This window comes from Companilactobacillus versmoldensis DSM 14857 = KCTC 3814 (assembly GCF_001434295.1).
Classification (GTDB): domain Bacteria; phylum Bacillota; class Bacilli; order Lactobacillales; family Lactobacillaceae; genus Companilactobacillus; species Companilactobacillus versmoldensis.
On the sequence record NZ_AZFA01000007.1, the window covers coordinates 50,407 to 75,947 of the forward strand.

Consider the following 25,541-nt stretch of genomic DNA (forward strand, 5'->3'; position numbering starts at 1 on the left):
ATTGCTACTTAATGAAACGCCAAGATGCTAAAGTACAGGTGATTTTAGCTGTAAGGAGCAATAATCATGACTAAACGAGAAGAACCATACAACGTCGGCCTCGATATTGGTAGCAGCTCTGTTGGCTGGGCTGTGGTCGACAATAATTATCATTTATTGAACATTAAAAAAAATAATCTCTGGGGCGCGCGCTTATTTAAAGAAGCAGAGACCGCTCAAGTTACCAGAGGTCATCGTTCAATGAGACGTCGTTATCGAAGAAGAAGAAATCGTTTAAATTGGCTGGATGAATTATTCGCAGATGAACTAGCTAAAATAGATCCTTCATTTTTATTACGAATGAAAAATTCTTGGGTCTCTAAAAAAGAATCCACTCGTAAACGTGACCCTTACAATTTATTCATTGATGAGAAATATAATGATGTGGATTATTTCAATCAATATCCAACGATATTCCATCTTCGTAAGGAATTGATCACTGAAGATAAGAAGGTCGATATCAGACTAATTTATTTAGCAATCCACAATATTATCAAGTACCGTGGTAACTTCACTCTTGAAAATCAAAATTTTGATATTTCTCAATTAAGCAGTAATTTTTCACAACAAATCAGTGACTTTTTTGCTTTGTTTAGTGATTTTGGAGTCATCATGCCTGAAGATTTCGATCCCGACAAAATCAGTGATATTTTACTGAATCCCAATCTTTCACCTTCGGGAAAAGTTTCTGAGGCAATAGCAACTATCTCTCCAAAAACTAACGTAAAAGCCAAAATAAAAATTATTTTATTATTACTTGTTGGTAACAACGGTGATTTGAAAAAATTATTTGATTTAGAAACAACTGAAAAAATAGCTGTTAAATTATCATCTCGACATATCGACAGTGAATTGCCAATCATTTTATCAGAACTGAATGAGCAACAAGAAAATATTATTACCATTGCCAATTCTATTTTTGGTTCAATCATTCTAAAGGACTTTCTTGGCGATGAGACCTCAATCAGTGCGGCAAAAGTAATCAGTTTTGAAGATCATAAACAAGATCTTCAAAAACTGAAAACTATGTGGCGCGAGACTTCTAACAAAGAAGCAGTCAAAGCTGGTAAAAAAGCTTATGAAGATTATATTGGTCATGAGGACTCTGAAACTTTTTACAAAAAAATCAAGAAATTTTTGGAGAAAGCTCAACCTGTTGATCTTGCAAATAAGGCACTGGCAGAAATTGAATTGGAAAATTATCTACCCAAACAACGGAACCGAAATAATACAGTTATACCTTACCAACTCAACGAAAACGAGTTGATTGCCATTCTAGACCACCAAGAAAAATATTATCCTTTCTTAAAAGAAAATCGTGACAAGATACTTTCCTTGCTCACATTTCGAATTCCTTACTACGTTGGGCCATTACAAGACTCTAACAACAATCGTTTTTCTTGGATGACCCGTAAAGCAAGTGGTGCAATAAGACCTTGGAATTTTTCTGAGAAGGTCAACGTTGAACAATCTTCAAATGATTTCATCAAACGGATGCGTTCGACCGATACTTATTTGATCGGCGAGCCAGTTCTACCGAAGAAAAGCTTGATCTATCAGTGCTATGAGGTTCTATCTGAATTGAACAACACCCGTGTAAAGGATGGCAGTAGCAATCCTAAACGCTTAGATGTCACAATTAAGCAACGCATTTACAATGAAATATTTAAGAATCAAAAATCAGTTTCAGTTAAGGTATTGCAAAACTGGCTGATAAAAGAAAGCTATTTTAAATCACCAGAAATCTCTGGTTTAGCTGACAAAAAGAAGTATTTATCATCTCTTTCGACCTACATTGATTTCAAGAAAATTTTTGGACAGAGGTTTGTTGATGACCCCGTCAATTCGCCGCAATTGGAAGAATTAGCAGAATGGTTAACACTCTTTGAAGATAAGAAGATTCTGTTAATCAAATTGCAAAACTCTAAATACTCTTATGATCAAGCCACTATCAATAAATTATCGACGATGCGGTATCAAGGTACTGGAAAACTTTCAAAAAAATTATTAGTAGATTTGAAGACTACTAAAAAGTCAATTGGCAAAAGTGGCGCTGAATCTCTTTCCATACTGGATTTGATGTGGTCGACTAAAGATAATTTCATGCAAATCATCCACGATGCAGATTATACTTTTGAGCAACAAATTAAAGAATTCAACTATGATACGGAAGATGAGCTGACGCCTTTGGAAAAAGTGGCCAATTTACATGGCTCACCTGCTTTGAAACGGGGATTGAATCAATCGATCAAGGTTGTCGCAGACATCGTCAAATTTATGGGCCACGATCCAGAAAAAATCTTTATTGAATTCACTCGTTCTGATGACTTCAGCAAGTTGACTATTTCTAGATACCGTCGGATCAAAAAGCAGTATCTAGAAATTGCCAAGGCAATCAAAAAAATACCAGCAGAATTTAAAGACATCAAGGAATATCAAACTCAACTTGAGGAAAATAAAGGCAAGTTGGCAAGTGAAAGACTGATGCTATACTTCCTGCAATGTGGTCATAGTTTGTACAGTAATAAGCCGATTGATTTAAATATGATCAATAGTTCTAAGTATCATGTAGATCATATCTTGCCACAATCTTACATTAAAGATGACTCTCTTGAGAATAAGGCTTTGGTCTTAGCTTCAGAAAATGAAAATAAGATCGACAACATGCTGATCAGTCATGACATCATTGCTACTAACTTACCACGCTGGCAGGCTTTGAAAGACCAGAATTTGATGGGATCCAAAAAATTTGCTGATTTGACAAGAACAACCGTGACTGAAAACCAGAAAAAAGGATTTATTCAAAGACAGCTAGTCCAGACTTCCCAAATCGTTAAAAATATCACACTGATTTTAAATGATCTTTATAAAAATACTAGCTGTATTGAAACTCGAGCTACTCTCTCAAGCGAATTTAGGAAAGCCTTTAGTAATTTCGACGAAACTACTTATCATTATCAATTTCCTGAATTTGTTAAAAATCGAGATGTCAATGATTTTCATCATGCTCAAGATGCTTTTCTCGCTTGTGTTATCGGTGAATATCAACTAAAAAAGTATCCTAAAGATAATTTACGATTAGTCTATGACCAATATTCAAAGTTTCTCGATTCACTAAAAAAAGACACCCGCAAAAAAAATGGACGGATGCCAAGATACACTCAAAATGGGTTTATTATTGGATCAATGTTTAACGGTAAGACCTACGTTGATGACAACGGTGAAATTATTTGGGATCAAAAAATCAAGGAGTCCATTCGTAAGACCTTTAATTATCATCAATTCAATGTCGTCAGACAAACCATTGAACAGCATGGAAAACTTTTCAACGACACTATCCAACCACACAGTGACAGGTATAAATTGATTCCATTGAAGACCAATCGTGACCCAGCTATTTACGGTGGATACAATAACGATAACAATGCCTATTCTGTTGTGCTGGATGTTGATGGTAAGAAAAAAATAAACGGCATTCCTATTAGAATTGCTAACCAACTCAAATCTGATGAACTTGATCTAAGCAGTTGGCTTGAAAATAATATCAAACACAAAAAACCAATGACTATTTTAATTGATAAAGTCCCAAAGTATCAACGAATTATCAATGAAGAAACAGGTGACCTATTGATTACTTCTGCAAACGAAGTAATCAACAACGTACAGTTGTTCCTACCAAGTATGTACACCGCATTAATCAGTTTATTAGATTCGACAAAAACTGAAATGTATTCAAAACTTTTAAGTAACTATGAAGCAAACATTTTAATAGATATTTACGATTATCTACTGACTAAATTGAAAAATAACTACCCACTTTATCGAAAGGAGTGGGCCAAACTAGCTGAACATCGTGATGACTTTATTGAATCTGATCTGGTAACGCAAGCCAGTACTCTGCAACAGTTAATCAAGTTTATGCATGCTGATCCTTCAAATGTTAATTTAAAATTTGGTAATTTTAAAGGCAACCGTTTTGGTCGTAAAAATGGCAATATTAAACTGTCAAAAACTGATTTTATTTATGAATCACCAACCGGATTATTTAAATCAATTAAACATATCGACTAAAAATTCAGAGCAAAAAAATAGGCCCCATTGGGCCCAATCAAAATGATCGATTTACTTTAATGTTGATTTTAATTCTCTAAGTCATCTCAATTACTTAGAACATTGTCAGAATATCTTGTTACGCACAATAATGCAAGAAGTCTGTTGGAGGAAATACCATGGGTTGGCGTACGATTTATATTACCCAAAAATCAAAATTATCCTACAAATCAAATAATTTATTGATTCAAACTAATACTGACGTGACACAAATCTCTTTTCATCAGATTGGAACTATTATTATCGCTACTACTCAGTCAGTTATCACAGGTTACCTGATTGCCAAGCTTGTTGAAAATAATATCAAAGTTATCTTTTGCGCTGCAGATCATAATCCCTGTGCTGAATTGAGCGGCTATTATAATAACGTCAATCAAAATAAAAATATTGAACAACAAATATCTTGGTCGATCACCAAAAAACAGCAATTGTGGACTAAGATTGCGTCCAATAAAATTGATAATCAGATTCAAATCCTCAAGAATAATCAGAAAGAATACACTGATTTAATATTGGAAAAGGACCATCTACTTGAAAACGATGAGTCCAACCGCGAGGCAGTAATCGCCAGAAAATATTTCTCAAGAATCTTTGGTGGTGAATATACTCGCGGTGAGGAAAATAATCTCAATGCTATGTTGAATTATGGTTACACGATTCTCTTGTCAGCAACTAACCAGGAAATAGCATCGGCTGGTTATTTAACTCAACTAGGGATCCATCATCATAGCCTTTTGAACGATTTCAATCTATCGAGTGACTTGATGGAGCCCTTCCGGCAGTTTATCGATGTGAAGGTGATAGAAAAACAGGAATATAACTTTGATGAATACATTAAATTTGAATTAATCGACGTTTTGAACCAGGAGATCCATTACGCTGGAAAAACGTTTATCTTAAGAAATGCTCTCGCTAAGCATGTTCGTGACTGTTTGAAATATTTAAACAACGAAAATATTACTATGAATAGGATAATTTTAAATGATGAGGTATAGAGTCATGCGCCTAATTGTTATGTTCGATTTACCTACACTTTCTGCGAGTGATCGACGAAACTATCGTCAGTTCAGAAAACATTTACTTCAAGACGGATTTCTTATGATGCAAGAATCTATTTATACTTGCATCTTAATTGATCGTCAAGCAGCTAATTTGCTCGAGAAAAAAATTTCATTATATGCTCCCCAAAAAGGGTTGATTCAAACAATGATTGTGACCGAAAAGCAATACACTGCTATCAATTACATTTCTGGTGCCAGTAACAACAATATTAATGATAAATTTGAAAGGTTAACTGTGATATGAGCAGTCAAAATTCCTTAACCATCTTTCCCTATTCTCCATTCAAACTTGATTGGGGAATCAACGAGATCAATTTTCAAAATAACTCCGAATTTTCCAGTTTACTGTTTCACTTGCATAAGCTGAATAATAAGGAAATCTTATTAGATGACGAAGAAAATTTCGTTCAGTTTTACACTGCTAAAAATCTCGATACTAGCTCCTTAAAAAATTTGGAGATAATTGGAGATTTAAACTCCTTTAGTATTAATACTACGCAAAATTTGAAGAAAGTTTTTAAAAAAATCAGCCAAGATTCTTTACTAGAATTCAATGACCAAATCGAATCATTGAATAACCAAATCAACGGTCTGATTTTTGATACAACTAGCAGATTTGACGGTCAACTTAGTTATGATACTTATGCAAATTTCGAGAATCTGCTCAAATTAAAACTTTTGAAGTTTAATGAATATGGATGGACCAACTTCTATGATAAAATCTTGGACGTAATAAATTTCTTCAATGAATTCACCGACAAACATCTGCTGATTACTTATAATTTGCACAATTTGTTGGATTATAAACAGCGTAATGAACTCAATCAGTACCTTAACTCTGCCGAGATTTCTCTCGTCAGTTTTGAGTCAATTAAATTTGATTTAAACATGGGGAAAATCAACCATCGGATATTTAATATTGATGAAGATCACATCCGCTTCGATTATTAGAAAACCTAATTTAAATACTTAGTATCAATTTGTATTTAATTTAGCAATACCGTGGTTGTAGGATTAATATGGCTTAGGATAGTTTTAGATCTAAGTCATCTCAATTACTTAAGAGCCACAAGAAATATTTAAATATCCCAGACCGATGTTTTAGATTCAAGTCATCTCAATTACTTAAGAGCCGCCATCTGCCTTATACAGTTGTACCCCGCTGTTTTAGATCTAAGTCATCTCAATTATTTAAGAACCCTGGTTACACCAGCAGTTTACGAAGATTTAGTTTTAGATCTAAGTCATCTCAATTACTTAAGAACCTGAGTATTTTAATAACACAATCATATCTATCTCTAAATACAAAAAAAGCCAGCATTGTTTTTAATGCTAGTTACAAAAAAAGATACTGAATCCAATGGATTCGGTATCTTATTTGTTATCGTCTAAAGTTGTATCCTCATCAAACTTGATGATCATTTTGGCTACTTCTTCTGGTTTTTCTAACATTGCGGCGTGGCCGACTCCTTTAATGTCTTCTATTTTGACGTCTGGGACTCTGCCTAAGCTGGCTTTGGCGTCTTTGACACCATTCTCACCTAGGATCTGGTCTTCGTCCGCAAACAGCAAATATGCTGGTTTTGGAATGGCTCTTAGTCGTTTGTTCAATGGTTTCTTGTCTAAGTATTCTGGCGCAATCTTTTGCAATTGTTTGGCCGTTTTACGCTCAACTTGCTTAGATGCTTCTTGAACCACTTTGGGATTCTTCAATTTTGATGTATCAAACTTTTTGGCAAAATATAGTTTTGTTTTCACTTGTGAACTTGTCACCATGCCACTCAAGACAGAGTTCAAGGTGTTAACGTGTGCATATTTTTCATTTGCTGGAGTATTTAATAGGACAATCTTGCTAACAGCAATGTCGTGCATTTCTGTCATGGTTGTAACTACTAATCCACCAATACCATAGCCAAATAATATGACTGGTTTGACGACTTTCAGTTTTCCTAAAGCTTCCCAAACTGCCCAAGCTTCAGTATCCATCTGATAGCTCTCATCTTTTGCTGGAGCGGATTTCCCGTGTCCCAACAAGTCGACGGCTACGATTGAATATTTTTTCTCCAGATATGGTGTGATGTCATCAAAATAATCCAATGATGCGTCAATACCATGCACTAGGACGATGATATCTTTATCGCTCGTCAAATCTCCAGTAACTTTAACATTTACTTCACCATTTGACGTAATAAATTTCTGTTCCAAATTATTGTCCTCTTTTACGATCCAGTCTATATTTCTATATATTTAATTCTAGTATATTTGTGTGAATTTCTAAACGATTTCGTACAAATATCATCAGTTTAATAATTTTTTCATAATTCGTCAAAGAAAATATTCATATTGACCGCCAACTAGAGAACCGATACCATATTAGGGTTGGAAAAAATTCAAGTAGGTCAATCATGAAAGAAAAATTATTTAAGAAAACTGATTATCAAAAAACTTTAGCGAATGATTCACACTTCATTCCTAGTTTAACAAAAAACAATTTAATTGCGATGGGAATTGGCTCGATAATTGGAACGGGTATTTTTATCCTGCCCGGAATCGTTGCTTATTCAACGTCTGGCCCCGCTATTACTTTATCATTCGTCCTGGCCGCAATCGTCTGTATCCTGGCTGCGATGTGCTTTGCGGAATTATCCTCAACCTTCCCAGTTGCTGGTAGTACCTTCTCTTACGGAAGTATCGTTTTCGGTCAATTCCCTGGCTGGATCGTTGGTTGGGCAACGGTCTTGGAGTATGTTTTGGGAGTCTCAGCGGTATCAACTGGTTTCTCAGCTTACTTCGTCAGTCTTTTTAAAGGTTTCGGAATCACCATCCCCAAAGCCTTAGCTGGGCCATTTGACCCCGCACATGGGACTTTTATCAATCTGCCAGCAGTCATCGTTTTAGCTTTGATCTATATCTTATTGCGCCGCGGAGTTCAATCGTCGGCTCATATGAATACCATCATGGTCTTCATCAAACTGGCTGTCATCATTGCCTTTATCGTCATCGGGCTTTTCTTCGTTAAATCAAAGAATTATCATCCCTACTTCCCGAAAGGTGGTAGTGGTGTCATCAAAGGTGCAGCGTTAGTCTTCTTTGCCTATTTGGGCTTTGATATCATCCCCGCCTCAGCACCTGAGGTCAAGAATCCCCAGGAAAATATTCCGGCCGGGATCATGATTTCGCTTGCTATCTGTGCCGGGCTCTATTTAATTATGTCAGCTGTTTTGACTGGTATGCTCAATTACAAAATGCTGAATGTTTCTGATCCAGTCGTCTTTGCACTCAATAAAGTGGGCTTAGGCAAGATCACCTTTCTCATTAGTATCGGGGCTTTGGCTGGTATGTTCACGATGATGCTCAATACGACTTATGGTGGTTCGCGTTTGGTCTATGCCCTGGGGCGTGACAAGTTGATACCTGGGCATTTTGGCGTAATCGACCAACAGTCGAAAATGCCGCTTTCTTCTTTAAATGCTATTTCTCTGCTATCGATCGTTTTAGGTGGTCTAGTTTCTTTGAAAGAATTGACTAGTTTGGTCAATATTGGAACGTTATTGTCATTCACTTTCGTTTCACTGGGTGTTATCAAGTTGCATCATATGAAGGATGCACCTACTAGTAGCTATCACGTGCCCTTTTATCCATGGTTCCCAATTTTATCGACCATTTTTTGCGTTCTTTTAATGACTCAAGTTGGAGTCAACGCTTGGATAGCTTCGCTATTCTGGTTTGCTCTAGGGATAATAATTTATTTTGCGTATGGATACCGCAAAGCAAATTAGAGCATTATTTAAGTCAAATGTTTGTAATATTTTTTTAAGTTCCAGTTAATCTTTCTTCGATAATATGTCTCATATGCATACGAGATATGCAACAAGGAGGATCTACTATTGAAAAAATCTAAAACAGCATTAATTCTATCATCAGTTGCCATCTTAGGATTGGCACCAGCAGCAACCATCGCTATTGGCTCAGCTTCTACAGCCGATGCGGCAGTTGGACAAGTAGCTCCAGCTAAAAAGGCTCCTGCCAAAGCTCAACCAAAAAAGGATCAACCTGCTAAGAATGTAAAAGCTCCTGAAACTAAAACACCTGCTAAAAAGGTAGTTACACCAGCTCCTGCTAAACAAGCTCAAAAGGCCGTAACTCCTGCTCCTGTTAAACAGGCTCAACCTACTAAGCAAGCTCAAAAAGCTGTAACTCCTGCTCCTGCTAAACAGGCTCAACCTGATAAGCAAGCTCAAAAGGCTGTAACTCCTGCTCCTGCTAAACAGGCTCAACCTGCTAAACAAGCTCAAAAGGCTGTAACTCCTGCTCCTGCTAAGAAAGCTCAACCTGCTCAACCAGCACGCAGATAATTTACGTTTATCAATACCTCAAAGATCAGATTTTAAATCCAATCTTTGAGGTATTTTTCGTATCCACTTTTCATTTGTAATATATTTTTAAGGATTGTTTAACTTTGCTTCTCTAGTATAAGAATCAGCATATGAGATATGCATCAAGGAGGAACTATCACAATGAAAAAAACACGTAAAACTTTATTAATATCATCGATCGTACTATTAGGCTGGTTGCCAACAGCAACTATCGCCGCTACCTCGGCTTATGACGCTAATGCTGCCATTGTAGGTTCCAGTCAACGCAACAACAACGCTAACCGCAACAATAACAATGTTAATCAAAACAATAAAAACAACCAACAAAACAACAACAAAGTAAACAATAACAATCAGGGTAATAACACTCCCGCCAACACCAACCAGAATACTGGTTCAGGTCTGACTAATGTTCAAGAATTACCAGCTGGCTCAGTCGTTAACTTAGCTGGCCCTTCAGGCTTTATTTATTCACTTTACTCATCATCAGGTCAAAGGGCATCTCGTGGACTAGCTGGCGACACTTCTTGGGTAACAGACAAGAGTGCCACAGACAGTTCGGGTAGTACTTATTACCGTGTATCAACTGACGAATGGGTCAAAGCAGACACAGGCGTCACTCTAAATTAATCAAATTCAAGTGCAATTATTTAGCCTCTAACGAAAAAAGTTAGAGGTTTTTTTGTTGCCTGTAAACCCTTACATAACAGTGTTTGAATGAACTTTTCAGCATTTTCGATAAATGAATCGACTTGCTTTACCATTCAGTTCTGATAACATAATTTACTGGAAAGGGAGCGATTTCATGGATATTATTATTATGTTAATCATCACTATCATGTTTTTGCGGATGATTATTCGGGGAAAAATCACCAAAGCCGATTTTGCAATGTGGGCTTTGATCTGCGTGTTAGTTTTGATCTTATTCAAGATTCACGCCACAAGTACTTTACCAATTAGTCTATAGGGGGATTTAGATTTATGAATACAGCTAGAAGTACCGCTGCCTCAAAACTAGGCTTTTGGGGAGCCAACTTATTTTTATTTGCATATAACTTCGTTCTAGCAGGAGGATTCTTCTTTCAATTTGTTTTGCAAGAATTCCCTTGCCCATTATGTATGATCCAAAGATATTTCATGATGCTAGCCAGCTTTGGACCACTCTACATCATACTTGCCACTAAAAATGGCACTATCAATCCACAAAAATTCATGCGTGGTTACGGATTATCAGTCTTAGCAGCCTTCTTAGGAGCTACAGCCTCGACCAGACAGATACTATTACACATCGCACCAAATGACCCAGGCTACGGTTCAGCCGTCTTCGGGATCCACACTTACACATGGGCTTTGATCAGTTTCATCGTCGTCATAGTCTTCTGTTCATTCATGATGATCTTCTCGAAAGAACTTTGTCCACGTGGAGGCGAATATAACGTCATTTCCACTATCAATATTTGGATCTTCGCCGTCTTAGTCATCGCCAACTTGATTGCTATTTTTGCCGAAGAAGGATTCCACTTCTTATTACCATCAGATCCAACCAAATATTTACTGTTTCACTAAATGAGAAAATTTTACAAAAAAAATCTGCCGATTCTTCAGTGAGTCGACAGATTTTTGCGTAATATCTTATAAGGTTTAGATAATCAATTGTAAATTGAGGATGGTGATGATCGAGGCTAATAAGATCCCGACCAAAGTCACCAATTTATTGTTAACGTGCTTCCCCATCAATTTTTTACTGCTGGTCAAAAAGATCATCGGGAACAATGTAAATGGCAAGGCGATACTTAAAGCAATTTGCGCATAGACAATCATATCCTCGAAATCTTGTTCACGAAAGCCGACCATAAACCCAATTATCAAAATCGGGATCAAAGTGACGAATCGTGTTAGTAACCGCCGTTCCCAAAGAGGCAGTCTGATATTCAAGTAACCTTCCATAACGATTTGTCCCGACAAGGTACTGGTGATCGATGAAATCAGACCGGTTATCAATAGTGCAAAGGCAAAGAGCCAACTCATGGCTGGATTGGCTAGGTTGCCGACGATAGCGGTATTTTTCAGGCCATCGAAGACATTTTGAAAGCTGGCTAGTGATCCATTTTGGTGGAAGAACAAAGTCCCACCTAACACTAATAATAAGGCGTTGATCAAAAAGGCGGCGATCAAATGAACCGTCGAATCCCAGTTGGCGAAGCGCAGTGCTTCATTGACCTGAGCGGGATTATTGTGATCATAGCGACGGCTTTGAGCTAAGGACGAGTGCAAATAAATATTATGGGGCATGATAGTAGCGCCCATGATTCCTAGACTGAGGACCAGCTTCTGATGATTTTGGAAAATATCAGCTGTCGGGACAACTCCTTGAAAAATAGCTCCAAGTGGTGGATTGGCCCGAAAAACTTCGATTCCGAAGATGATACCGACGATTAAGATGGCCGATAAGACGACAAATTCTACTCGTCGAATCCCAAAACGGAGAAACAATAAGACAATCAGGACATCAAAAATAGTCAACAGGATACCATAAAGTAACGGCAGACCGAACAATAATCGTAAAGCGATGGCTGTCCCAACTACCCCTGTCAGGTCAGTCGCCATCATAGCTACTTCATTCAAGATCCAGAGAAAATAGCGGATCGGATATGGTACTTTGACGGCGATAGCTTGAGCTAAATCTTGACGGGCGACGACACCTAATTTGATCGATAATGATTGCATGAACATTGCTACGATGATCGACATTAATAAGACTGATAATAATTGATAACGGTACTGACTTCCACCTGACAAAGATGTCAGCCAGTTGCCGGGGTCCATATAGCCAACAGCTACTAGGGCTCCAGGGCCACTATATGCTAAAAATTTCTGGACGAAAGAACTTTCGTAGACGCTTGGGACTTTAACGCTCTCGTTGATCTCGTCCAAACTTTTTTTGACATCGGACATTATGAGACCTCACTTTGAACGTTACGGACTGCTAGATCAGCCAAAAACTGACTGAATTTAGCGTCACTGTTCATTGGTGGTACAATCTTGAACTTGTCGCCACCGGTCGCTTTGAAAGTCTGATAATTTTGAACATTATCTTCTTCGATTGTTTCCAAACAATCAGCCACAAATGATGGTGTGACGATCAAAATATTTCGTTTACCTAATTGGACGGCTTGCATCAAAGCATTCTTCAAGTATGGTTTCAACCAAGGCAGTGGACCAAATTTGGATTGATAGACGGTCTTGATCTGGTCATTTGAGATCTTGAGTAATTTAGAAACTCCGGCAGTTGTCTGCTCGCATTCTTTTTGATACGGATCTCCATGTTTGACCATAGCAGTGGGAATGCTGTGATAACTGAAAAACAGTTCATCATAATCGTCGGCGTCCCACTCAGCTTGGATTTTTTCGGCTAAAATTTTTTGATAAGTCGGTTCCTGATAAAAACGTTTGATGGTGGTCAGATTTACGCCACTTTTCTCTGCTTGATCGATGATCGACTTCGTAGAACTTTGGGTATATTGCGGAAATAGTGGCAATAAAATGACGTTATCACAACCGTCAGATTGCATCTGTTGCAATGTTTCGACGATATCTGGCTGTCCATAGGTCATAGCCATTTTGACGTTCCATTTGGGTAGTAATTCTTGAACTTGATCGGTGATTATTTGCGTATAAGCAATCAACGGTGAGCCACTTTTAGTCCAGGAGTGTTTGTAAAATGTGGCCGAACGCCACGATCTCATCGGTAATATGATTCCTCTTAAGATCGGTTGCCAAACGGCCCTGGGCATTTCGATGACGTTTTGATCACTCAAAAATTCCCTTAAATAACTTTTTACATCGGCTGTCTCTGGTGATGCTGGCGAGCCTAAATTTACTAGTAACAAACCTTGTTGCATGAAGTTCCCTCCCCAGTGGTATTGTTATCATAATAGCACATCCGATAAATGAATGACGCCTTATCGCATGGTAGATATGAAAAAAAGGTTTGACCTGAATTTAGGTCAAACCTTTTTGATTGCTAGGTATTTTTAATTTGATGTTGAACATTTGCCAGACTTGTTCTTTGGGTGATTTCTCACCACAGAAGACGGTGAATTTTTCACCTGTCTCGGCATCCTGGAGCTCGTCAGGACCGATTTTCGCCAAAGTAGTGTAATCGTCCTTACCTGTGGTATGAAAAGTGTAGCGGCCTTTTTTAACGGTGATCAAATTATAATTTTTCAAGATTGACTCCGTCCCATCTTGATTTATCTTCCAAAAACTGAAATTAGATAAGACCGGATTTTCTTCGTCCCAATCAAATTCGTAGTAACGAGTGAAATCATCTTCAGAAATATAATAGCGGCCGGCAATCTCTTTAGTCGTTAAACCAAAACTACTATCTGGTTTCTTGTGGGAATAACGTTCCAGCATTTTAGAATCGACCGCTTGTTGGTAGTCTTCCATTCCATCACTGATCGATACATCTTTATCGTTTTCTAAAACAGCTTTGTAGTATTTGAGATCACGTCCATCTTGGAGGATCCAGGTGTTATTGTATGCTTGATGGTGACGAAATCCTTCATGAATGACTTGGGATGATGTTTGACCATATTTTTGGACCCGGAGAGCGTCTTTTGTGACGATCATTTTGTAAAAAGCATCATCTTCGAAGGCTTCCTGGACTAATTCTGCTCGGTAAAAATCACCAGTCAATTTATGCGGTATCCCGTCAGAAAAGACTTTTTCAAATTCGGCGGATTCTTGTAGGCTGAGGTGTTTGCCGATGACTTTGTGGGAACATCCCCAAAGCGTCAGTAAAAATAACATGATCGCCATTAATTTAGTGAGTGTTGTAGTTACTTTCAATCGCTTCACCTGTGCTAGTTTTTGACAGTTTAGCACATGCAATTAAGGCTTCAAAATTAAATACTCGGAAATATCAAATAACAATTTCTGGATATTCATTGCCTAATATTGGCGTATTTCTGGGGGGATATAACATTCGATGAAGGTGCCAACATTTTCCAATGAATCAGAGAAGAATAATTTATAACGGTCCTTTTTGGTCAGGAAACCTTTTTTAGTCATTAGATCGAAAGCTTGCTTGAGATAATCATAATAACCGCCAACATTGTACAAAATACAAGGGTTATTGTTATCACCCAGACGAGCCCAAGAGAAGGCCTCGATGATCTCTTCGAGCGTTCCTGGACCACCGGGCAAAGCAATACAGCCGTCAGACATTTTCAACATTGTCTGTTTTCGTTCTGACATGTTCTTGACGATCCGTAATTCAGTCAAGCCATCATAGGCAGCTCCACGGTCGACTAACTCTTGAGGCATGACACCGTATGCTTTGCCACCAGCAGCTAAGACTTCACGAGCTAAAATTCCCATCAAGCCGACGCCGCCTCCACCATATACTAAGTTATAGTCATTTTTGACTAACCAGCGGGCCAATTCAACCGTAGCATCTTGGTACATCTCATCATTACCAACTGATGCGCCACAATAAACCGCAATATTCTTCATGAACATCCTCCTATTAGTTGTGGTTACAGATTATCACTAATGGCTGATATTTAGGTATCAACTTTTTTATATGCGATATTAGAAATCAAAAAACCTCTGAGAAATTAATCTCAGAGGTTTGATTATGCTGCTAGATCAGCATCTGTCGACGTTGTCCCATCGGCAATTTCTACGTTAACTTTTAAATTATTAGCTTTATTGACTTCATCGATAAAAGCTTGGATATTGCTTTGATACTCAGTTACGGCATTGTTGGCTGAAGCGTGTCCACCAACGTTTCCGTCCAAGACCCAAAGCTTTTTGATAGTCGAATTATTGGCATTGTACATCGCTACACTTTGTGAGTCAGGAATGAAGGCATCATCTTCAGTCGTGATAAAGTAGGCAGGCAAAGTAGTCTTAGCCGCCGAAACGACCCCGGAAACATCGTCAAACCCGAATCCTTGGAACAATTTATTGATGTTGTTCATTGAATTCATAATTTTTTCATAGGGTAAAAATGGGATGTTGTTTAAGTGGATCGGTATCAATAACTTGCTTAGTGGGCTATTAACTGATGCTAAAGCTTTATTGTAAAGCGATGCGCCCAAAGCCGGTAAAGTAGAATAGCCGGCATCCGCGACAACTGCTTTAACATTTTTCGATAATCCATCTTCTGACGCCGCTTCTAAAGCAGTATTAGCACCTAATGATTGACCATAAAAAATAATCTCGCCATCATCACCGTTCATTTGATTGACTTTGTTGACCAAGCTCTTCCAGTCGGTCTTGTCATAATAACCAAACGACAAAAGGTTGCCATCGCTGGCAAATTGACCTCGTTGGCTTGGCATCAAAACGTTGTATCCCATGTCATACCAAACTTTCGAAACGACCCCGATCCAGTCGGGACGTTCGGTCCATCCTTGGCCGATGATGACTGTTTTGTTTGAGTCTGGATGAGCCACATACGTAGCCCGGATCGACTTGTTGGCATCGTCATAATAAGGGACTGAAACGTCTTCTTTGACTGCTTCATTGTCCCACCAATCTTGAGCTGCGGTGTAATAAACTTGGCGATTATCGGGATCATATTGTTCGTCCAGATTTGACCAGGTATTGGATACATCGTAACGATCAGGGCTCAAAAATGTCCGAAAATCAGACAATCCCTGCGTCCCCAAACGACTGAACAACAAAGGATAACCCAAAGCTGCGACTATCCCTGAAGTTACGTCGGTAACCTTGTCATTGATGAAACCAGCAATCTTACCGATGAAAGTTTTATAAGTCTTAGGTGACAGATTATTGATGTCATCCATTGATATCTCATCAGCTTCACTAGCGGTAACGCCTGGTTTATTGATAACATCAGGCACATCTTGATCTGTATCAGTCTGACTGTTTTCATCCGTGGCTGAATCTGTATCCTGAGTTGGATCAGTGATCAATCCTTCAGAATCAGTATCTTCATTTGTTGAATCATTGTCAGCATCAGGTGTGACAGCATCATCTTCATTTACACCTGAATCAGTATTTGAATCTGTCTGGTTCTGATAACTTTCTTCTGATTCTGAGTTTTGATCCGCGTTTGGATCTTTTTGTGCATCTTCATCTGAATCGTGATTCTCGTTTGCATCATCAGTTTTTTCTGAATCAGCATCTTTGTCAGAATCGTTGTTTGAATCTGAACTAGTCTCATTATCAGTATCTTTTTTGATCTCAACAATGTCAGCTAAAGGATTGTCTGAATCCTTGGTAGAATCATCAGTGGTTGCTTGATTCTCCGATGTCTCGGTAGTCGTTTCTGTGTCATCATCAGCCTTTGTTTGATCATTTTTTGCTTGATCATTCCCTGATTGAATCTTGGCTGAATCCTTATCCTCGTCCTGATTGACCGCGTCTGCAAAAGCTTGCAGATCGAATTGGTCATCCCCTGAAAGTGTGACTGAACCGGTCTTTTTGACTTGGTCAATGGCATATTGCGTTTTATCTTGACTACTTAAACAAGCTGAAGCAGCATTGTCAGTGGCAGCAAAGACATTCCCGGCTGGTGTTATCGCAGTCCCAGCTAAGAACAAAACGGCCAAACCAAAGTAAGACCGTTTTTTAAACGTCTTCTTCTTTTTCATATTAGTAAATCCTCCCCTTAGGCGAAAATAAATATACCATATAAAACGAAAAGAGAATAATTTGTGAGATTTTTGTAATATAAATAAAAAGAAATCGTTATCTATTAAATAATTTGAACATTTTTTTGGAAATTATTTTGATTTAAATGGCTAAAAGCCTTGCCATGCTGGGATTAGTGATTTTTCAAAAATTCATCCAAATGAGTTTACTTTGAAAAACAAAAACAGGCAATTCTCAAAAATTTGAGGATTGCCTGTTTTTTGACTAATACTATGTAAAAAAGTGTTTTGTTTCCTTAACGTTGCATCGGGGACTGTTCCTTGCCCGGGATCGATCCCCGATTACTTGTTAAATCCGATAAATAAATTCTCTGTTCTTATTATGCTGTGGCAACTTTTGAGGTGATCTTAGCTTTGTTCAGAAGCATTGAGCTTGTGACAACTGACAATGAACTGAAGGCCATTGCTAGTCCAGCTAATTCGGGACTTAATGTTAAGCCGATTCCGAAGAAGATCCCTGCTGCGACTGGAATACCTAGGACATTATAGATGAAGGCCCAGAACAAGTTCAATTTGATCCGATTGAAAGTTTTCTTACTTAAGGCTAAGGCTTTATCAACGTCACGCAAGTCATTTTTGACTAGTACGATACCCCCGGATTCGATGGCGATATCTGTACCTGATCCCATAGCGATCCCGACGTCAGCTACGGTCAAGGCTGGAGCATCATTGATACCATCGCCGACGAAGGCAACTTTTCCGTCTTGTTGGATGGCTTTGACGTGATCAGCTTTTTCACTTGGCAAAACGTCAGCAACGACTTCATCGATACCAACTTGCTTAGCGATAGCTTCAGCAACTAATTGGTTATCACCAGTCAGCATAACCGTCTTGAGGCCACGTGCCTTAAGAGCTGCAATAGCTTCTTTAGAAGTTGCTTTTGGTGCATCTTGGATAGCGATAAGTCCGATGACTTTGTCATTCAAGCCGACAAAGACGACGGTCTTAGCTTCCTTTTGGAGCTTAGTTACTTGTTGTTTCATTGCATCACTGATTTTGACGTCAGCTAACAATTTGTCGTTACCAACAAAGGCTTGTTTTCCGTTAACTTGAGCGGAGACACCTTTTCCTTCGATTGCCTTGAAGTCGGCAACTTTTGGTGTAACGATCTCTTTTTCTTTGGCATCAGTCAAGATAGCTGAGGCTAAAGGATGTTCTGATGATTGTTCAAGTCCTGAGGCAACTGATAGGACAGCTTTTTCGTTACCAACGATATCAGTAACTTCTGGCTTACCAACTGTAACAGTACCAGTTTTATCTAAAACAACGGTTTTGATTTCATTAACGGCTTCAAGAACTTCACCGTTTTTGATCAAGATACCCATTTTAGCTGAACGGCCAGTTCCGACCATCAAAGCTGTAGGTGTTGCCAATCCCAAGGCACATGGACAAGCGATGACTACGACTGAAACAGCGAAAATCAAGGAATTGGCTACTGATGCATCTAAGAAGACGTACCAAACCATGAAGGTCAATATTGATAAGATTAAAACGACTGGTACGAAGATATCTGAAACTTTATCAGTCAAATTTTGAATTGGTGCATGACTATTTTGAGCTTTTTTAACTAGTTCAACGATCTGTGAAAGCATCGTGTCATTACCGACTTTTTCTGCTTTGAAAGTGAAGGTCCCGTTACTATTAATAGTTGAACCGATGACCTTGTCACCAGATCTTTTTTCAACTGGCATACTTTCACCAGTTACCATTGATTCGTCGATCGTTGAAGTACCATCAATGATCGTTCCATCGACAGCAACCTTCTCACCCGGTTTGACCCGGATCACGTCGCCAACGACAACTTCGGACATTGGAATCTTCTTGAATTCTCCGTCACGTTTAACGTCAGCTTCTTTGGCTTGTAGGTCGACTAATTTTCCCACGGCATCTGAAGCATTGTTACGCATTCTTTCTTCGAAAACTTGGCCTAATAGGACGAAAGTCGTTACGAAGGCAGCACTTTCGAAGAAGACTGCTTGGCCTGTGGCCATGGCGTAAATACTGTAAACATAGGCTACCAAGGTACCGATGGCGACTAAGGTATCCATATTTGAATGGTGCTTTGTAAATGAGGCCCAAGCGCTGTTCCAAAATGGACGCGCGGATACGGCCATGATGATGGTAGTCAAGATCAATTGAGTCCAAACTCCACCGATAATCGTTTTGCCGAAGGGCATCATGATCATGTTAGCTAGCAGTGGCAGCGACAGGATCAATGAGACCCAGAAACGCTTTGTGATTGTCATTACGAGATCACCACTTTTCCAAAGAACATGTCCATACCGCAACTGAAGTTGTATTCGCCAGCTTTGTCAGTTGGTACATCAACTGTTTTAGTAACATCGATCGGTAAGTCTTCTTCAAAGCCTAGATCCTTTGAATGAACAACATCGAGGCATCCTTGATCATTAGTTCTTGTAAATGAGATCTTTGCTGGAACACCTTTTTTCAAATTAACGACATTTGGCTTGTAGCCACCTGCTACTTCTACGTTTACCTCTTGTACTTTTTCACTCATAATAATTATTCTCCTCTGTTTTTATTATTTATTTAATAATTAATTTCCCGTGGAACATATCCATCCCGCAGGCCCATTGATATTCGCCAGCTTTGCTGGTATCAATCTTGATAGCCTCTTTTTCATTGACCGGTAAAGCTTGATTGACACCGAAATCTGAAAAGACGACCCGGTCCAAACAACTCGATTGATCTTTACGGGTGAAATTCAAAACGGCGGGAATCCCCTTCTTCAAGACGACCGTCTCAGGTGAGTAACCACCATTGACCTCAACATCAATACTTTGTAAGTCATCGCCAACATCTGCGGAGACCTCAGCGACTTCGTGCTTGCCAAAGAACCACCAAACAATGAAACCAATAATGATCAGTCCAATGACCAAAACTAAAATCTTTGCCATAAAACATTCCCTCTTTCGTTTACATTTGTAATCGTTAGGTACATCTTATTCTCGTCGTCTACATTTGTCAACAAGGGTATACCCTTAATTTTTTCAGACAGCAAAAAAGCCATACCATTTCTGATATGACTTTAGAGAAATTATTTTCCAGCAACGAGCTGTGTTTGGCCGAGCCAATCGGTTGCAGCATAAGCTATTTCACGTGGCTGTTCACGTTGGATAAAATGTCCAGCATTATTCCAAAATTGCTGTTTAAATGGAGCTTCGAAATATTTTTGCATCTGATCGGCAGCCGTCTGATCGACACATCTATCTTCCTTACCAATGATGCTGAGTGTTGGTACTTTGATCTGAGCTGATTGCATCAAGCGTTGACGCATATCAGCATATTCTTTATCAGGTCGCTTTATACCCCAACGAGTCCGATAAGTATCAAGCGTGACTTCAGCCCAATCTTCGTTTTGAAAATAACTAGTCAACGTCCGAGCTTTTTGAGCGGTCATTTGAAAACCAGGGCTCCACTCTTTCCAAAGATAAAGTGCGATCTCACTTTGACGTTTCCTAATATAATCAGCTCCAGCTTGTGTAGCCATGAACCACTGATACCAATTGTTTTTGATTTGATCTAACGACATGTGCCCTGGCAATTGCCAAGCTGCTGATAATACTACCTCAGATTTGACCAGTTTACTTCCATAGAGGCTGCTCAAAGCCATCGCGGCTAAAGCTCCCCAGTCTTGACCAATAATATCGACTGGTGCCAATTCTAAAATATCGATCATTTCTTTGATATCTTCAGCAATAGCGATCGGCCCACCAGTCTTACGAGCTTCAGAATCCAAAAAACTGGTATTACCAAATCCTCGTAACGATGGTACATAAGTCTTATAACCACAATTGTGGAGATGTGGTAATACCTCATCAAAAGTCCGGACACAATCGGGCCATCCATGAAGTAAAATCAACGGCCGACCGTTTTCTGGCCCACTAACTTCATAAGACATTTGTAACTTACTTGTTTTAACGTATTTTTCAACTACCATGGAAATCCCTCCTATTAATCATTCTTGATCGTGACGTTTATGCCATTCTTTAATATATTCAAGCCGTTGCTTGAATCTTTCCTCGTTTCCTTGTGTGGTCGGGAAATAATACTCGTGTCCTTCAAGATCCGGTGGCATAGTCTTCATTGAAGTTAATTTTTCAGCTGTATTATGAGCATATTGATAATCTTTCCCATAATCCAGTTCCTTCATTAACTTGGTCGGTGCATTACGGATCTGCAAAGGTACCGGTTCATTACCAGTTTTTTTAACATCGACCTTAGCTTTACTGATAGCTTCATATACAGCATTTGATTTCGGCCCTAATGATAGGTAGATAACGCATTCTGCCAAATGAACGTTACATTCAGGCATTCCGATGAACTGACAAGCCTGAAATACATCAACTGCCAATGACAATGCTCGAGTATCAGCCAAGCCCACATCTTCACTCGCAAATCTGACTAAACGACGAGCAATATAGATCGGATCTTCACCCCCTTCAAGCATTCGATCCAACCAATAGACTGCGGCATCGACATCAGAATTACGCATCGACTTGTGCAAAGCCGAAATAATATTGTAGTGTTCTTCACCCTTCTTATCGTACCGTAATGATTTGGTATTGATCTGTTGGTCTAAAGCACCCTCTTCGACCTCAACTTTATCGATCTTTCGATTACCATTTAAGACCGCCATCTCTAAAGTATTCAAAGCCGTCCGCGCATCACCGTTAGCAAATTCCGCGATCATCTTCAAATCGCTCTCGCTGATCTCGACTTGATAATCTGGAAAAGCCTCAGGATTTTTTAAAGCATTATGCAATAATTCCAAAATATCACTCACAGTTAGTTGATGAAGTACAAAGACCTTACAACGTGAGAGTAAAGCTGAGTTGATCTCAAATGAAGGATTCTCAGTCGTAGCACCAATCAAAATAATACTGCCACGTTCAACAAAGGGAAGAAATGCATCTTGTTGGGCTTTATTGAAACGATGAATTTCATCGATAAAGACAACCGTTCGTTGTCCGATCTCCCGATTTTCTTCGGCTTCCTGCATAATCTGACGGATCTCTTTGATACCACTAGTAACTGCCGAGAAAGTGATGAATTGCGACTTAGTTTTATGAGCGATAATTTCAGCCAACGTAGTCTTACCAACTCCAGGTGGTCCCCAGAAAATCATTGATGACAACTTATCTTGATCGATCAAGTCACGTAAAATTTTCCCCTTACCAATCAAATGTTCTTGACCAGTAAATTCATCAAAGTCAGTCGGTCGAACACGATTGGCTAATGGACTATTTTGTTGTGCTTGATCATCGAATAATGACCCTTGTTTCATAAAGCCCTCCTCCTTTTTTGAAATTATGAATCGCTTAATCTCTTGACGTCGTAGCGTCCAGCAAATTGTTTCACGTGAAACCGTTATTATAAATTAAGTGAAGGTCAAACTTGTACTTATTATTTTACACTAGTTTTCTCTATAATACGAACATACGTTCTAATAATAATTTCTTTTACACCTTTATAATAACCGTTATGTCGCATTTTTGAACCAATGATATGTTGTAAAAGCAAAAAAATTGTGCTACTCTTTTTTTAACTTAATACGTTGGATTTTAAAAAGAAGGAGTACTATCTACTCAATTCTCAGTGAGCTAAGGACAGTGTAAACTTAGCATGCGAGTTTTTAGGAAAAACATCTTTTTACTTCGGCCTGAAATTTCAGTAGGGTTAGACGGTGCTGACACGTTACAGTCAGAAAGCATGTTTGTGCTTGTAGAGATGTTTTCAATGAAAACAAATTTGGGTGGTACCGCGAAAGACCTTTCGTCCCTTGAACCAGTAATGGCAGGGGATAGAGGTCTTTTTTAGTGCCTCTTATCGCCACAGGCGATTAGAGGCACTTATGGGGTCGCCCAAAGGCGACCGTATTCCTAAGCGCTCTTAATCTCTTGAACTGCCCAAGATAGTGGTTAACCTTCGGTGAACCATTTCCTTCCCCAATCTCTTAACCAGCACTTAACCAAATCCAACGTAAGTTAACCAACCAAAACAACTCAAACCTAAAAAGGAGCACTATTTCATGGTAAAAGTTTTAGCTAAAGATTTATTTACTAAAGAATACAAAGACGGCGAAGAAGTAACTATCGAAGGCTGGATCAGAACTCTTCGTGGTTCCAAAAAAATCGGTTTTATCGAAGTAAACGACGGTTCATTCTTCAAGAACGTCCAAGTCGTTTTCGCCAAGGCTGATATGGAAGATGAATTCGATGAGATCAAGAAGTTCCCAATCAGTACAACTATCGAGATCACAGGTGCACTTGCCCTAACTCCCGATGCTCAACAACCTTTCGAGATCCATGCAGCCAAGATCACTGAACTAGGCTCTTCAGACGTTGATTATCCATTGCAAAAGAAAGCTCATTCATACGAATACTTGCGGACTATCGCCCACTTGCGTCCAAGAACGAACACTTTCTATTCAGTCTTCAAGATCCGTTCAATCGCAGCTTTTGCTGTCCACGAATACTTGCAACACCATGACTTTTCATACATCCAAACACCTATCATCACTAGTTCTGATGCTGAAGGTGCCGGTGAAATGTTCCAAGTCACAACATTAGACTTAGACAACGTACCTAAGACAGATGATGGGAAAGTTGACTATAAGGAAGACTTCTTCAAGAAAGAAACTAACCTAACAGTTTCCGGCCAACTTGAGGTCGAGGCTTTTGCCCTTTCATTGCGGAACGTCTACACATTTGGCCCAACATTTAGAGCGGAAAACTCTCATACTGGACGTCATGCTTCCGAATTCTGGATGATCGAACCCGAAATGGCTTTCGCGGATATGCAAGACGAAATTGATGTCTCGGAAGAATTATTGAAATACGTTGTTCAATACGTTTTCGATCACGCTAAAGAAGAAGTTCAATTCTTGAATGACAACGTGGATGAAAACTTGATTGTTCGTTTGCAAAACACTGTTTCAGAAAAATTTGCGCAAATCACTTATACAAAAGCTATCGAATTACTAGAAGATGCTGACGAAGACTTCGAAGTTCCTGTTAAATGGGGCTTGGACTTAGAAGCTGAACACGAACGCTACTTGAGTGAAAAAGTCTTCAAGAAACCTGTTTTCTTAACTGACTATCCAAAAGATTTCAAAGCTTTCTACATGCGTGCTAATGATGACGGTAAGACCGTTGCTGCTGCCGACCTATTAGTTCCAGAAATCGGTGAATTGATCGGTGGATCACAACGTGAAGAAAGAATCGATGTCCTTGAAGAAAAATTAAAAGACTTCGACCTAAATCCTGAAGAATACAAGTGGTACTTAGAACTCCGTAAATACGGTGGAACAGTCCACTCAGGCTTCGGTATCGGATTCGAACGTTTAGTAATGTACTTAACAGGTATGAAGAATATCCGTGACGTCATTGCTTACCCAAGAACACCAGGAAATGCTGAATTCTAAATAAATCAGAAAAGCGCATCAGGTATGAAAACCTGATGCGCTTTTTATGTCTTTTCATGAAAATCAGCCTTTTTAAAAGATAACTACAAAACCGCGTACTTCGATGCCTTGCATATAACAATTATTATTTAGTCAAATTGCTATATGCGTCATCAAAATCATCTTCGAAGCTTCTAAAATTTGAGGGAAAGTTCAAATAACTACCATACGGAGATGATATAAAATTATACATTTTCTTTGTTTTCTTATATAACTCCTTATGAGCTTTATAATCAAATTTATTAGTATCATTCTTTTCCATTATATTTAATTGTTTTTTCATATCTTTCAAATTCCTATTAACAATTCCAATAAGACCAGAATTATTAAAGACAATATCTGACACTGTCTCATCAACATCAAAATTACCACTGCCGTCTATCGCATTACCCCACTCCCTATGTTCCAAATCAGCAACAATTGAGGCATATGAATCGGCAGACTTGGCAAATTTGGTAAATTGCTTACTGCTCTTAGTAAAGGCCTTATTCATTTCTTCTTGTCTAGCTGCCTCTTCCTCAACAGATTCATTTGCAATCAGTCCCAAAGAAATCAGGCTAACAGATAGAGCCAAACAGATTAGTGACCCATATTTTCCAGTCATCTGAGCTGTTTTATTTCCTTTATTACGGCCAATAAATAATGTAACCACGAAACCAAGAAGTCCAATAAAGAACCAGCCTGACATTAATACTAAAACCTCTGATAATACTTCCATGTTGTTCTCCAATATATTTTAAATGTTTTTTGCATTCAAAAATCTTATCAAAAAAAGCCT

The 25,541-nt window shown here is 38.7% G+C and carries 22 protein-coding genes and 1 other annotated feature; of the genes, 10 read left to right on the top strand and 12 right to left on the bottom strand.

Going from position 1 to position 25,541, the window contains the following annotated elements; translation table 11 throughout:
* Positions 1 to 66: 66 nt before the first annotated feature.
* The 4 genes from cas9 to csn2 all read left to right on the top strand — a co-directional run bounded on the left by cas9 (position 67) and on the right by csn2 (position 6,161).
* Positions 67 to 4,110, top strand: coding sequence for a type II CRISPR RNA-guided endonuclease Cas9 (cas9, locus tag FC27_RS05120; protein ID WP_056938077.1), 4,044 nt, complete (start codon positions 67 to 69; stop codon positions 4,108 to 4,110).
* 158 nt (positions 4,111 to 4,268) lie between these two features.
* Positions 4,269 to 5,144 carry a type II CRISPR-associated endonuclease Cas1 gene (gene cas1 / locus FC27_RS05125; RefSeq protein ID WP_010625515.1) on the top strand — a complete coding sequence of 292 codons (876 nt, stop codon included), beginning with the start codon at positions 4,269 to 4,271 and terminating at the stop codon, positions 5,142 to 5,144.
* A 4-nt stretch (positions 5,145 to 5,148) separates the two neighbouring features.
* Positions 5,149 to 5,454 (top strand): CRISPR-associated endonuclease Cas2, encoded by a 306-nt coding sequence (gene cas2 / locus FC27_RS05130; RefSeq protein WP_010625516.1) that lies wholly within the window; start codon positions 5,149 to 5,151, stop codon positions 5,452 to 5,454.
* Positions 5,451 to 6,161, top strand: a complete 711-nt coding sequence (gene csn2 / locus FC27_RS05135; RefSeq protein ID WP_010625517.1) for a type II-A CRISPR-associated protein Csn2 — start codon at positions 5,451 to 5,453, stop codon at positions 6,159 to 6,161. The genes cas2 and csn2 overlap by 4 nt, the downstream gene beginning before the upstream one ends.
* Positions 6,162 to 6,584: 423 nt before the next feature.
* On the opposite strand, the gene FC27_RS05140 is transcribed toward csn2, so the two are convergent.
* Positions 6,585 to 7,415: an alpha/beta fold hydrolase gene (locus FC27_RS05140; protein WP_010625518.1), complete on the bottom strand. Its 831-nt coding sequence runs from the start codon at positions 7,413 to 7,415 to the stop codon at positions 6,585 to 6,587.
* Between the two features lie 200 nt (positions 7,416 to 7,615).
* Between FC27_RS05140 and FC27_RS05145 the strand changes: the two genes are divergently transcribed.
* From FC27_RS05145 to FC27_RS05160, 5 genes are all read left to right on the top strand, one after another.
* Positions 7,616 to 8,989 (top strand): APC family permease, encoded by a 1,374-nt coding sequence (locus FC27_RS05145; RefSeq protein WP_010625519.1) that lies wholly within the window; start codon positions 7,616 to 7,618, stop codon positions 8,987 to 8,989.
* A 108-nt stretch (positions 8,990 to 9,097) separates the two neighbouring features.
* Positions 9,098 to 9,565 carry a hypothetical protein gene (locus tag FC27_RS05150; RefSeq protein ID WP_010625520.1) on the top strand — a complete coding sequence of 156 codons (468 nt, stop codon included), beginning with the start codon at positions 9,098 to 9,100 and terminating at the stop codon, positions 9,563 to 9,565.
* Positions 9,566 to 9,727: 162 nt separating this feature from the next.
* Positions 9,728 to 10,216, top strand: coding sequence for a hypothetical protein (locus tag FC27_RS05155; RefSeq protein WP_010625521.1), 489 nt, complete (start codon positions 9,728 to 9,730; stop codon positions 10,214 to 10,216).
* A 175-nt stretch (positions 10,217 to 10,391) separates the two neighbouring features.
* The gene (locus FC27_RS11785) at positions 10,392 to 10,553 is read left to right on the top strand and encodes a DUF5993 family protein (RefSeq protein ID WP_155802172.1); all 162 of its coding nucleotides are present in this window, start codon (positions 10,392 to 10,394) and stop codon (positions 10,551 to 10,553) included.
* Between the two features lie 14 nt (positions 10,554 to 10,567).
* Complete coding sequence (locus FC27_RS05160) at positions 10,568 to 11,152, top strand: disulfide bond formation protein B (RefSeq protein ID WP_010625522.1); 585 nt, start codon at positions 10,568 to 10,570, stop codon at positions 11,150 to 11,152.
* 75 nt (positions 11,153 to 11,227) lie between these two features.
* Here the strand turns inward: FC27_RS05160 and FC27_RS05165 are convergent, their stop codons facing one another.
* The 10 genes from FC27_RS05165 to FC27_RS05210 form a co-directional block, all read right to left on the bottom strand.
* The gene (locus FC27_RS05165) at positions 11,228 to 12,541 is read right to left on the bottom strand and encodes an Nramp family divalent metal transporter (protein WP_010625523.1); all 1,314 of its coding nucleotides are present in this window, start codon (positions 12,539 to 12,541) and stop codon (positions 11,228 to 11,230) included.
* Positions 12,541 to 13,488 (bottom strand): ferrochelatase, encoded by a 948-nt coding sequence (gene hemH / locus FC27_RS05170; protein ID WP_010625524.1) that lies wholly within the window; start codon positions 13,486 to 13,488, stop codon positions 12,541 to 12,543. Before hemH ends, FC27_RS05165 begins: the two co-directional genes overlap by 1 nt.
* 100 nt (positions 13,489 to 13,588) lie before the next feature.
* Positions 13,589 to 14,440, bottom strand: a complete 852-nt coding sequence (locus tag FC27_RS05175) for a hypothetical protein (protein ID WP_010625525.1) — start codon at positions 14,438 to 14,440, stop codon at positions 13,589 to 13,591.
* A gap of 102 nt (positions 14,441 to 14,542) precedes the next feature.
* On the bottom strand, positions 14,543 to 15,106 hold the full coding sequence (locus FC27_RS05180) for an LOG family protein (protein ID WP_010625526.1): 564 nt from the start codon (positions 15,104 to 15,106) through the stop codon (positions 14,543 to 14,545).
* A gap of 122 nt (positions 15,107 to 15,228) precedes the next feature.
* A complete protein-coding gene (locus FC27_RS05185) occupies positions 15,229 to 17,217 on the bottom strand; it encodes a CocE/NonD family hydrolase (protein WP_010625527.1) in 1,989 nt (662 codons plus the stop codon).
* 380 nt (positions 17,218 to 17,597) lie between these two features.
* Positions 17,598 to 19,523 (bottom strand): copper-translocating P-type ATPase, encoded by a 1,926-nt coding sequence (locus FC27_RS05190; protein WP_010625528.1) that lies wholly within the window; start codon positions 19,521 to 19,523, stop codon positions 17,598 to 17,600.
* Positions 19,523 to 19,795 carry a cupredoxin domain-containing protein gene (locus FC27_RS05195; protein ID WP_010625529.1) on the bottom strand — a complete coding sequence of 91 codons (273 nt, stop codon included), beginning with the start codon at positions 19,793 to 19,795 and terminating at the stop codon, positions 19,523 to 19,525. The genes FC27_RS05190 and FC27_RS05195 overlap by 1 nt, the downstream gene beginning before the upstream one ends.
* Positions 19,796 to 19,823: 28 nt before the next feature.
* Entirely contained in the window at positions 19,824 to 20,195 is a 372-nt protein-coding gene (locus tag FC27_RS05200) for a cupredoxin domain-containing protein (RefSeq protein ID WP_010625530.1), read from the bottom strand.
* 140 nt (positions 20,196 to 20,335) lie between these two features.
* A complete protein-coding gene (locus FC27_RS05205) occupies positions 20,336 to 21,238 on the bottom strand; it encodes an alpha/beta fold hydrolase (RefSeq protein ID WP_010625531.1) in 903 nt (300 codons plus the stop codon).
* A gap of 18 nt (positions 21,239 to 21,256) precedes the next feature.
* Positions 21,257 to 22,585, bottom strand: coding sequence for a replication-associated recombination protein A (locus FC27_RS05210; protein ID WP_010625532.1), 1,329 nt, complete (start codon positions 22,583 to 22,585; stop codon positions 21,257 to 21,259).
* A gap of 274 nt (positions 22,586 to 22,859) precedes the next feature.
* Positions 22,860 to 23,084, top strand: a binding site (T-box leader).
* Positions 23,085 to 23,329: 245 nt separating this feature from the next.
* Here FC27_RS05210 and asnS point away from each other — a divergent pair.
* Complete coding sequence (gene asnS, locus FC27_RS05220; RefSeq protein ID WP_010625534.1) at positions 23,330 to 24,724, top strand: asparagine--tRNA ligase; 1,395 nt, start codon at positions 23,330 to 23,332, stop codon at positions 24,722 to 24,724.
* Between the two features lie 124 nt (positions 24,725 to 24,848).
* Here asnS and FC27_RS05225 read toward each other — a convergent pair whose 3' ends face one another.
* Positions 24,849 to 25,481 carry a hypothetical protein gene (locus FC27_RS05225; protein ID WP_010625535.1) on the bottom strand — a complete coding sequence of 211 codons (633 nt, stop codon included), beginning with the start codon at positions 25,479 to 25,481 and terminating at the stop codon, positions 24,849 to 24,851.
* Positions 25,482 to 25,541 lie beyond the last annotated feature (60 nt).

Bases quoted from the DNA above. Each gene is read 5' to 3' on its own strand.
- cas9 (WP_056938077.1), top strand. From the start codon at position 67: ATGACTAAACGAGAAGAACCATACAACGTCGGCCTCGATATTGGTAGC.
- cas1 (WP_010625515.1), top strand. From the start codon at position 4,269: ATGGGTTGGCGTACGATTTATATTACCCAAAAATCAAAATTATCCTAC.
- cas2 (WP_010625516.1), top strand. From the start codon at position 5,149: ATGCGCCTAATTGTTATGTTCGATTTACCTACACTTTCTGCGAGTGAT.
- csn2 (WP_010625517.1), top strand. From the start codon at position 5,451: ATGAGCAGTCAAAATTCCTTAACCATCTTTCCCTATTCTCCATTCAAA.
- FC27_RS05145 (WP_010625519.1), top strand. From the start codon at position 7,616: ATGAAAGAAAAATTATTTAAGAAAACTGATTATCAAAAAACTTTAGCG.
- FC27_RS05155 (WP_010625521.1), top strand. From the start codon at position 9,728: ATGAAAAAAACACGTAAAACTTTATTAATATCATCGATCGTACTATTA.
- FC27_RS11785 (WP_155802172.1), top strand. From the start codon at position 10,392: ATGGATATTATTATTATGTTAATCATCACTATCATGTTTTTGCGGATG.
- FC27_RS05160 (WP_010625522.1), top strand. From the start codon at position 10,568: ATGAATACAGCTAGAAGTACCGCTGCCTCAAAACTAGGCTTTTGGGGA.
- FC27_RS05165 (WP_010625523.1), bottom strand. From the start codon at position 12,541: ATGTCCGATGTCAAAAAAAGTTTGGACGAGATCAACGAGAGCGTTAAA.
- hemH (WP_010625524.1), bottom strand. From the start codon at position 13,488: ATGCAACAAGGTTTGTTACTAGTAAATTTAGGCTCGCCAGCATCACCA.
- FC27_RS05180 (WP_010625526.1), bottom strand. From the start codon at position 15,106: ATGAAGAATATTGCGGTTTATTGTGGCGCATCAGTTGGTAATGATGAG.
- FC27_RS05185 (WP_010625527.1), bottom strand. From the start codon at position 17,217: ATGAAAAAGAAGAAGACGTTTAAAAAACGGTCTTACTTTGGTTTGGCC.
- FC27_RS05190 (WP_010625528.1), bottom strand. From the start codon at position 19,523: ATGACAATCACAAAGCGTTTCTGGGTCTCATTGATCCTGTCGCTGCCA.
- FC27_RS05195 (WP_010625529.1), bottom strand. From the start codon at position 19,795: ATGAGTGAAAAAGTACAAGAGGTAAACGTAGAAGTAGCAGGTGGCTAC.
- FC27_RS05200 (WP_010625530.1), bottom strand. From the start codon at position 20,195: ATGGCAAAGATTTTAGTTTTGGTCATTGGACTGATCATTATTGGTTTC.
- FC27_RS05205 (WP_010625531.1), bottom strand. From the start codon at position 21,238: ATGGTAGTTGAAAAATACGTTAAAACAAGTAAGTTACAAATGTCTTAT.
- FC27_RS05210 (WP_010625532.1), bottom strand. From the start codon at position 22,585: ATGAAACAAGGGTCATTATTCGATGATCAAGCACAACAAAATAGTCCA.
- asnS (WP_010625534.1), top strand. From the start codon at position 23,330: ATGGTAAAAGTTTTAGCTAAAGATTTATTTACTAAAGAATACAAAGAC.
- FC27_RS05225 (WP_010625535.1), bottom strand. From the start codon at position 25,481: ATGGAAGTATTATCAGAGGTTTTAGTATTAATGTCAGGCTGGTTCTTT.